Here is a 209-nt window from a genome sequence, read left to right on the forward strand (position 1 = left end):
CAGTTGGCCAGTAGCGAGCGGTCCAGCTCCACGCCTTCCCGGGCATAAATCACGCTCTGGCGGTACAACGGCAGATGGTCGGCATACTTGGCCACCAGCACGTGTGCCAGCAGACCAGGCCCAGCGATGCCGCGTTCCACCGGGCGGCTCGGCGCTGGTGCCTGGACGATGGTGTCGCAGCAGGCACACGCCAGCTTGGGACGCACATG

General features: G+C 66.5%; 1 protein-coding gene. It reads right to left on the minus strand.

The window, feature by feature from the left end; translation table 11 throughout:
- On the minus strand, positions 1-209 hold a 209-nt coding region (locus AC6H42_RS06675), incomplete at both ends, for an IS66 family transposase (RefSeq protein ID WP_497547674.1).

The organism is Massilia sp. NBRC 108631 (assembly GCF_059704565.1).